Source organism: Brevundimonas sp. (genome assembly GCF_036677305.1).
Lineage (GTDB): Bacteria > Pseudomonadota > Alphaproteobacteria > Caulobacterales > Caulobacteraceae > Brevundimonas.
The window spans coordinates 1-9,324 of sequence record NZ_JAKFEB010000103.1 but is presented as its reverse complement, the minus strand read 5'-3'; the positions used below and the strand labels follow the sequence as shown (position 1 = coordinate 9,324).

General features: G+C 68.4%; 6 protein-coding genes. 3 read left to right on the top strand and 3 right to left on the bottom strand.

Features of this window, described 5'->3' with window-relative positions; all coding sequences use genetic code 11:
* The first annotated feature begins 244 nt into the window (after window positions 1-244).
* Genes V6M42_RS06180 through upp form a run of 3 tightly spaced genes read left to right on the top strand, consistent with a single transcriptional unit; the run spans window position 245 to window position 3,376 of the window.
* On the top strand, window positions 245-1,498 hold the full coding sequence (locus tag V6M42_RS06180; protein WP_332677871.1) for a GTP cyclohydrolase II: 1,254 nt from the start codon (window positions 245-247) through the stop codon (window positions 1,496-1,498).
* A complete protein-coding gene (locus V6M42_RS06175; RefSeq protein ID WP_332677869.1) occupies window positions 1,485-2,726 on the top strand; it encodes a URC4/urg3 family protein in 1,242 nt (413 codons plus the stop codon). Before V6M42_RS06180 ends, V6M42_RS06175 begins: the two co-directional genes overlap by 14 nt.
* Before the next feature lie 20 nt (window positions 2,727-2,746).
* Entirely contained in the window at window positions 2,747-3,376 is a 630-nt protein-coding gene (gene upp / locus V6M42_RS06170; RefSeq protein WP_332677872.1) for a uracil phosphoribosyltransferase, read from the top strand.
* Here the strand turns inward: upp and V6M42_RS06165 are convergent.
* The 3 genes from V6M42_RS06165 to V6M42_RS06155 form a co-directional block, all read right to left on the bottom strand.
* Entirely contained in the window at window positions 3,373-6,945 is a 3,573-nt protein-coding gene (locus tag V6M42_RS06165; protein WP_332677867.1) for an ABC transporter permease/M1 family aminopeptidase, read from the bottom strand. The genes upp and V6M42_RS06165 overlap by 4 nt on opposite strands.
* A gap of 10 nt (window positions 6,946-6,955) precedes the next feature.
* Window positions 6,956-7,834, bottom strand: coding sequence for an ABC transporter ATP-binding protein (locus V6M42_RS06160; RefSeq protein WP_332660253.1), 879 nt, complete (start codon window positions 7,832-7,834; stop codon window positions 6,956-6,958).
* 88 nt (window positions 7,835-7,922) lie between these two features.
* A partial coding sequence (locus V6M42_RS06155; protein ID WP_332677865.1) for a malate synthase G occupies window positions 7,923-9,324 on the bottom strand: 1,402 nt, incomplete at its 5' end.

Genomic DNA, 9,324 nt, shown 5'->3' with positions numbered 1-9,324 from the left:
GGCCCGAACAGGGCCGGCGGCCGGCACGCGCGTGGAAAACGACGACGCGGGGCGGTCTGTCTCGTCGAAACGGTAACTCTGCAACAGCACCGGGCGAGGCCCGGTCGCCCCGCGCCCTCCCCAGCCTTTGGCGGCCCTTCGCCAGAGCGCGTCGACTCATGCCCACTGGACAGAACCGGCGACCGGGTGTGTCCTGCAGAGTCCGGCGCAAGAAAAACAACAAGCCGGTTTCGAGTGAGGAAACATGTCCAACCGACCGAGCCATATCCGGCTCAACTCCCACCCCGGCGCGGGGACCGTCAGCCGCTTTCCCCTGAATTGGGGCGCGCCGACCGCGCAGGAGCGCGGGCCCGTCATCGGCACCGTCAACTCGGGCAGCGACCGCAACGCCATCGGCGCCCACGGCGGGGCCTATTCCGTCTACCGCGCCCTGGCCGTCTCCTCGGGAGCCATGAGCGCCAACAACCGGCCCGACCTGACCAACACCTCTCCGACGACCCCCATGGGCCCGTTCCCGCAGTGGACCGACCCGGGCAAGATCGTCTCCCTCGACCCTTGGGGCGCGCGTGTCGCCGAGGACTTCGCCGACGAACTGCGCGACGGCGTCGACATCCGCCCCACCATCGCCGTCACCCGCGCCCGCCTGCAGCTGGGCGAGATCGGCGAGGCGATCGCCGCCGGCCGGCTCAAGGCCGACGGCCAGATCGTGCATGAGAGCGGCGACGTCGCCGTCACCAAGGCCGCCATCGATCCGGTCTGGTATCTGCCCGGCATCGCCGAACGCTTCGGCGTCACCGAGACCGCCCTGCGCCGCACCCTGTTCGAGCAGACGGGCGGCATGTACGCCGACCTGGTCACGCGGCCGGACATCAAGGTCTTCCTGCCGCCGATCGGGGGCATCACCCTGTACATCTTCGGCGACCCGGCCGCGATCGCCGACCCGAAGCGCCGCCTGACCTGTCGCGTCCATGACGAGTGCAACGGCTCGGACGTGTTCGGCTCGGACATCTGCACCTGCCGCCCCTATCTGACCCACGGCATCGAGGAGTGCATCCGCGAGGCCCAGGACGGCGGCGCCGGCCTGATCGCCTATAACCGCAAGGAGGGCCGCGCCCTCGGCGAGGTGACCAAATTCCTCGTCTACAACGCCCGCAAGCGTCAGCCCGGCGGCGATCAGGCGGCGACCTATTTCGAGCGCACGGAGTGCGTGGCCGGGGTGCAGGATGCGCGCTTCCAGCAACTGATGCCCGACATCCTGCACTGGCTGGGCATTACGAAGATCGACCGCTTCGTTTCGATGTCGAACATGAAGCACGACGCCCTGACCGCCTCGGGCATCGAGATCGGCGAGCGGGTGCCGATTCCCGACTACCTCGTGCCGCCCGACGCCTCGGTGGAGATGGAGGCCAAGAAGGCGGCCGGCTATTTCACCCCCGACGCGCCGCCGTCGGCCGAGGACCTGACCCGCGTGGTGGGCCGCGACCTTGAGCAGTTCTGAAACGCAGCAGGCGCATGGCCTGCTGAACGCCCGCGCCGTCCGCGAGCGGGCGCACGAGATGCTGGAAATCGGCGTCGCCGGCGGTCTCGGCCACTGGCGCGTCGATCTCGACCGGCTGCCGGAGACGGCGAAATACGTCGCCGCCGTGATCCGCGACCAGTATCCGACGCTGGCCGTGCCCTTCCACGCCCGCTGGCGGCATTTCGCCGTCGACGGCGTCGACCTGTGGAGCCCCGCCGCCGGGGATCGCGACTGGCTCGATCCAGCGTCCCGCGCCCGGGCCGAGTTCGATCTGGCCATCGTCTCGGTCCTGCTCGACGCAGGCTCCGGCCCCGGCTGGGCCTACAAGGACAAGCAGACGGGCCGCACCCTGACCCGCTCCGAAGGCCTGGCCATCGCCTCCCTGCGCATGTTCGAGGCCGGCGCCTTCTCGGTCACCGAGGACGATCCCTGGCGCGTCGACGCGGTCGCCCTGACCTTCCTGACCGCCGATACGCTCGCCAAGGGCTTCCAGGTCACCGCCGACAATCCGCTGGTCGGCCTCGGCGGCCGCGCCGCCCTGCTGCGGCGGCTCGGCCAGGCCTGCCTCGCCGAACCCGACCTGTTCGCGCTGGAAGACGAGCCCCGGCCCGGCGGCCTGTTCGACGCCATGGTCGATCGCGCCGACGATCAGGACCGCCTGCCCGCCCCCGTGATCCTCGAAGTCCTGCTGGAGGCCCTCGGCCCCGTCTGGCGCGACCGGCTGACGCTGGGCGGCGTCGATCTCGGCGACTGCTGGAAACATCCGGCGATGAGGCGCGGCGACGCCACCGACGGCCTCGTACCGATCCACAAGCTGTCGCAGTGGCTCAGCTATTCGCTGGTCGAACCGCTTCAGACCGCGGGGGTCCAGATCACCGACCTCGACGGGCTGACGGGGCTGGCCGAATACCGCAACGGCGGCCTGTTCATGGACCTCGGCGTGCTGACGCTGAAGGACCCTGCCGACGCAGCAAAGCCGTGGCCGGTCTCCGATCCGCTGGTGGTCGGCTGGCGCGCCATGACCGTGGCCCTGCTGGATAAAATTGCCCCGCTCGTCCGCGCCGAACTGGGCGTCGCCGCCGCCGACATGCCCCTGGCCAGCGTGCTGGAAGGCGGCACCTGGGCCGCCGGCCGCCGCGCCGCCGCCGAACGTCGTCCGGGCGGCGGTCCGCCCCTGACCATCCTCTCCGACGGGACCGTTTTCTGATGCCGACCAAGCCTTTCAAGATGGACGGCGTCACCGTCGTCGCCCACCCGCTGGTCCTGCACAAACTCAGCATCATGCGGTCGAAGGCTGCCTCGACCGCCCGCTTCCGCCAGCTGCTGCGCGAGATATCGACCCTGCTCTGCTACGAGGTCACCCGCGACCTGCCGCTGGAGGACTATCCGGTCGAGACCCCCGTCGGCCCCACCACCGGCCAGCGGATCGAGGGCAAGAAGCTGGTCTTCGTGCCGATCCTGCGCGCGGGCCTCGGTCTGGTGGAGGGGATGCTGGACCTCGTCCCCTCGGCCCGCGTCGGCCACGTCGGCCTGTACCGCGAGCCCGAGACGCTGGACGCCGTCGAATACTATTTCCGCGCCCCCGACGACGTCGCCGACCGCCTGTGCATCGTCATCGACCCCATGCTGGCCACGGCCAACACGGCCGTCGCCGCCATCGAGCGGTTGAAGGAACGGGGCGTGACCAACCTGCGCTTCGTCTGCCTGGTCGCCTCGCCCGAGGGACTGGAGCGGCTGCGCGGGTGGCACCCGGACGTGCCGGTCTGGACCGCCGCCGTGGACGAGCGGCTGAACGATCACGGCTACATCGTGCCCGGTCTGGGCGACGCCGGGGACCGGCTGTTCGGCACCCGCTAGTCCACCGCCTTCACATTGTCGTCCGAGTTGCGGTCGATCCATTTGTTGTAGGGATCGACGCCGCCGAAGCTGGGGGCCCGGGTGGTGATGAACCGCAGGGTCTGCACCCCCGACCGGATCGGCCGGCGCTCCAGCAGGACGACGTTGCGGGCGTTGAAGGCGCCCTTGCCCGGCATGGCGGTGAACAGGCCGATGTCGAACAGCTCGTTCAGCGGCGCGGCGGTCTCGACCCCCTTGCCGTCGACATAGAGCTTGCGCGCATCGATCGTCACCGCGACGTCGAACCGGCCGTCGGCGCGGCGGGTCGAGGTCACGCCCGTGGTCTTGACGTCGTACAGGGTGATCTTCTCGAACAGGTCGGTGATCAGGGCCTGTTTGTCGGCCGGCGCCTCGGCGCGGATGGCCGCCACCAGGTCCAGCGAGCGCGGATAGGGCGCGCCCTTGAAGGCGTACTGCGCCAGCACCCGGCGCAGGGCGCGGTTGACCGCGTCCTCGCCGATCTGGTCGCGCAGCAGGTACATGACCAGGCCGCCCTTCTGATAGTGGATATACTGCTGGTTCTCGACCCGCATCAGGGGCAGTTCCTCCAGCCGTTCGGTGCCGCGCGAGCGCAGGTAGCGGTCCAGCTCCTGCTTCAGGAAGCGGCGGATCTGGTCCTTGCCGTACTGCTTCTCCATGACCATCAGGGCCGAATACTGGGCCAGGGTCTCGGACAGGGCCGTCATGCCCTGCTGCTCCGAGCCGACGACCTGGTGCGCCCACCATTGGTGCGCGAACTCGTGCGCCCCGACATAGGTGACATAGTCGATCTTCTCGGGATCGCTCAGGTCGGCGATGAAGCCGAGGCCTTCGGACCAGGCGAAGGTGTTGGGATAGGACTGGGCGAAGCTGGCGTAGTCCGGGAACTCCACGATCCGCGCCTGTTTGAACTGGTACGGACTGAAGTTGGCCTGGAAATAGTCCAGCGAAGCCGCCAGGCCGTCCAGCATCCGGGGCACGTTGCGGTCATGGCGCGGGTCATGGAAGACCACCAGCTCGACGCCGTTGTGCATGCGCCGGGTCTGTTCGTAGCGGGCCGACTGGACCGAGAAGAAGTTCAGCACCGGAGACTCGGTGACGAACCGGCTGGTCCGGCGGCCGTCGCGCACCACGTCGGACACCATCGTCCCGGGCGCGACCAGGGTCTGGTCGGCGTCGGTCGAGACGGTGATGTCGGCCGTCACCCAGTCGGCGCCGATATAGTTTCGGGACTGGGCCGAGGTGTCTTCCAGTTTGGCCGGGCGCAGCTCGGCCGGCAGGCCCGCCTTGCGGCGTTTGGTGCGGTCGGTCAGCAGGCCCTGGCGGTCCATGCCGATCCTCGGCGCGAACTCCATGTTGTTGACGAAGGTGCCGTTGTCGACCAGCCGGGTGGTGTTGCCGCTGGCCTTGAAGCCGCGCTGTTCCAGCACCGTCTCGAAGGTCACGTTGCGCCGGTCGCCCGGCTGCATCGGGGTGGCGAAGCGGTAGATCCGGTATTCGAAATCCTTCCACTCGCGGGCCACCGAGGCGCCCTCGACGGTGAGGTTGACCATGTCCAGATCATCGCCCCAGCGCAGGTGGACCTCGGTCAGCGGCGCATTGGTGTTGTTGACCAGCACATAGGAGCCGCGCGTGGTCAGCTTCGGCTGATGGGGGCGCAGGTCCATGACCAGTTTGACGTCGGCGACCGACGGCTGGGGGGTGACCTCATAGCGCAGCAACGCCTTCTCATAGGCCGCCTGCTCCTTCTCCTGCGCGCCCTGCGTCCGGTACTCGTTCCAGACGTTGGTGTTGGTGTAGATGAACACGCCCAGAGCGATGAAGGCGACAAGCGCCGCGCCGCCGATCAGGCCCGCGGGGCCCATCAGCCGGTGCGGCAGCCGCTTCAGCCGCGGCCAGAGCCGCTGCTCCGTCCCGCGCCGCCACAGGCCGTAGGCCAGCACCAGCAGGATCACGGCGAAGGCGGTCCAGTAGGAGTCCATCCAGACGGCGAAGGTGGCGAAATCGCCTCGCCCGTTCATGTCCGACAGCGGCATGCCGACGCCGCTGCTGTACTGATACAGCGGGTGGTCGAAGCCGATGTTCGACAGCACGATCGTGGAGATCATGTAGACGACCATGATCGCCCAGCCGACGAATTTGTTGGGCGACAGCGCCTGGACGAAGATCGCCAGCACGGCCAGCTGGAGGAAGCCGAGGGACTGCGGAATGACATACCAGAGCAGGTATTTCCCGAGCTCGTAGTCGGTGTGCCCCTTGATGGTCTGGGTCACCACGCCGGCCAGCACGCCCATCAGCAGCGTCGAGATCAGCACCAGCGCCAGGGCCAGGGTCTTCGGAACCAGGAAGGTCCAGTCCGGCGTGGCGGAGGCGTCGACCAGCTCGTGCACCTTGCGGTCGCGGTCGCGCCAGACCAGTTCGCCCGCATAGTAGATGGCGATGACCATGGAGATGAGGCCGAAGGTGCCGGTCAGGCCCGTGATCACGACGCGCGTCACCAGCAGGATCGGCGCGCCATAGATTTCCCCGGTGAAGAACAGGAAGGACAGGGCGAAGGCGAACGCCAGCAGGATCAGCACCACATAGGCGGGGCTCTTGAAGACCAGCACGGTCTCGAACACGGCGCGCGACCAGAGCTGCGTCAGGCCGCTGGCGAAGCCGTAGCTCGGGCGCGGCAGGGCGCCGACGGGCGTGACGACCACGTCCTTCTCGACCAGCGCCTTCATGCGCTCCTGCTTCTTCAGCTTCGCGCCCTTCGGCGAGGGGCGGTAGAGCAGGTAGGAGGCGGCCAGCAAGGCGGCGCCCACGGCGGTCCAGATGACCCGGTTCCACAGCAGCACGCCTTCCAGCGGCGCGTTCAGCGTGTTCCGTTCGGTTGCGGTCCAGTATTTGGTCACCAGCGAATAGGCGCCCGAACCGAACGGCTCGGCCCAGGCCATGGCCGTCTCGAACTCCGGCCTGGAGCCCAGCACGCCCGTCGAGGCCAGGTATCCGATCAGCACGGCGACCACGCCGATATAGGTCGCCATCATCGACCGCGTGACGGTCGCCAGCATGAAGAACAGGGCGGAGGTCAGGAACAGGCCGGTCAGCCCGAACACGCCATAGGCATAGGCGTAGTCGCCGAACCGGAACGGCCCGACCGTCTCGGGGTCGACCCAGGGCATGAGGGTGCCGAACAGGGTGCCAAGGGCGATGCTGAGGTAGCAAAGCGCCACCGCCGCGAAGGCGCCGAAGAAGCGGCCGTAGAGGTAGGCGCCCTTGGTGATCCGCGTCGACAGGATCATCGGACCGAAGCCGGTCTGGGTGTCCCGCGCCACGACGTTGGCCACGATGGCCGTGGTCGCCAGCATGAAGAAGACGTTGAAGATGATGTGGGCGGTCGCCAGCGAATAGGGGGCGTTCTTGAGGACGTTGCCCCCCGACCCCAGCGACACGTTCTCGCTGGCCACGGCGCCGAAGGCCAGCAGGCCGAAGACGATGGCGATGACCCAGAACGCCGGCTGGCGCAGCTGGTAGCGGAATTCAAAACTCGCGATCTTGCCGAACATGATCCGTCCCTCAGGCCGCGCGGCGCGAGGCGTTGACGGTCGCCAGATAGACGTCTTCCAGACCGCCCGGCGCCCGCTCGAACCCGGCGCCCGGGTTGGCGTCCGACAGGACGTGGACGACGGTCCGGCCCGCGAACAGGCGCGTCGAGATGACGTTGTGGCGTTTGGTGAACTCGGGCAGTTCGGCCTTGTCGATGGTCTTGGTCCAGACCCTGCCCTCGAGCGTGTGCATCAGGTCGACGGGCGCGCCTTCCAGCTGGATCTTGCCGCCGGCCAGCACCGCCATGCGCGGGCACAGGTCCGTCACGTCCTCGACGATGTGGGTGGACAGGATGACGACGACGTTCTCGCCCACCTCGGCCAGCAGGTTGAGGAAGCGGTTGCGCTCCTCGGGGTCGAGGCCGGCGGTCGGCTCGTCGACGATGATCAGTTCGGGGTTGCCGATCAGGGCCTGGGCGATGCCGAAGCGCTGGCGCATGCCGCCCGAGAAGCCGGCCAGGGCCTTGCCCCGCACGGGCCACAGATTGACCTGGTTCAGCAGGGCCTCGACCGTCTGCTTGCGCTCGCGGCCGTTGGAAATGCCCTTCAGCACCGCCATGTGGTCCAGCATGTCGTAGGCCGAGACGCGCGGGTAGACGCCGAAGTCCTGGGGCAGATAGCCGAGCACGCGGCGCAGCTGTTCCGGATCCTTGATCACGTCGATGTCGCCGAAACGGATCGAACCCGACGTCGGCGTCTGCAGCGTCGCGATGGACCGCATCAGCGTCGACTTGCCCGCGCCGTTCGGGCCCAGCAGGCCGAACATCCCCTTGGGTATCGTCAGGCTGACGTCGTCCAGCGCCCGTGTGCCATTGCCATAGACATGGGTCAGGTTTTCGATCGTCAGCATGGGAGCCCCTCCGTGAAGTAAAGGGACCTTGTCAGTCGCCCGGCACGTCCGCAAGTTACGATTCAGAAATGTTGACCGCCTGGCGCGATCAGCGGGCGTCCTTGGCCATCCGCCGGAACCGGTGCAGCAGCGGTTCGGTGTAGCCGTTCGGCTGGACCGCGCCGTCGAACACCAGGGCCCTCGCCGCGCGGAAGGCCAGGCTGGCCTCCGGGTCGGGAGCCATCGGCCGGTAAAGCGGATCGCCCGCGTTCTGGGCGTCGACCCTGGCCGCCATGCGCAGCAGCGCCGCATCCGCCTGTTCCGCCGTGCAGACGCCGTGCAGCAGCCAGTTGGCCATGTGCTGCGACGAGATGCGCAGGGTGGCGCGGTCCTCCATCAGGCCGACGTCGTGGATGTCCGGCACCTTGGAACAGCCGACGCCCTGATCGATCCAGCGCACGACATAGCCGAGCAGCCCCTGGGCGTTGTTGTCCAGCTCCTCGGCGATCTCGGCCTCGGACCAGTTGCGCCCGGCGGCCAGCGGCGGGGTCAGCAGGTCTTCCAGCGGCGGAACCGGCCGCGCGGCGATGGCGTCCCTCAGGGCGAAGACGTCGGTCTGGTGATAGTGCAGGGCGTGCAGGGTCGCCGCGGTCGGGCTGGGCACCCAGGCGGTGTTGGCGCCGGTCTTCGGATGGGCCGCCTTCTGCTCCAGCATCTCGGCCATGCGGTCGGGCGCCGCCCACATCCCCTTGCCGATCTGGGCCCGGCCCGACAGGCCGCACTTCAGCCCGATGGCGACGTTGCGGGCCTCATAGGCGGCGATCCAGGCGGACGACTTGATCTCGCCCTTCCGCACCACCGGCCCGGCCTGCATGCAGGTGTGGATCTCGTCGCCGGTGCGGTCGAGGAAGCCGGTGTTGATGAAGACGATGCGGTCGTTCACCGCATGGATGCAGGCCGCCAGATTGGCCGAGGTGCGTCGCTCCTCGTCCATGACCCCGACCTTGATGGTGTGCCGCGCCAGACCCAGCAGGTCCTCGACCGCGTCGAACAGGGCGTCGGTGAAGGCGCACTCCTCGGGCCCGTGCATCTTGGGTTTGACGATGTAGATCGAGCCGGCCCGGCTGTTGCGGAACCGCCCCTGCCCCTTCAGGTCGTGCATCGCGATCAGCGCGGTGACGACGGCGTCCAGCACCCCCTCGGGCGCGTCGGTTCCGTCGGCCAGACGCACCGCCGGCGTCGTCATCAGATGGCCGACGTTGCGCACGAACAGCAGCGACCGGCCCGGCAGTGTCAGGGTCGATCCGTCCGGGGCGATGAAGTCGCGATCCGGCGCCAACGCCCGCGTCATCGACCGCCCGCCCTTGTCGAAGGTCTCGCTGAGATCGCCCTTCATCAGGCCCAGCCAGTTGCGGTAGGCGGCGGTCTTGTCGGCGGCGTCGACGGCGGCGACCGAGTCCTCCAGATCGACGATGGTGCTCAGCGCCGCTTCCAGCACCACGTCGGAAATG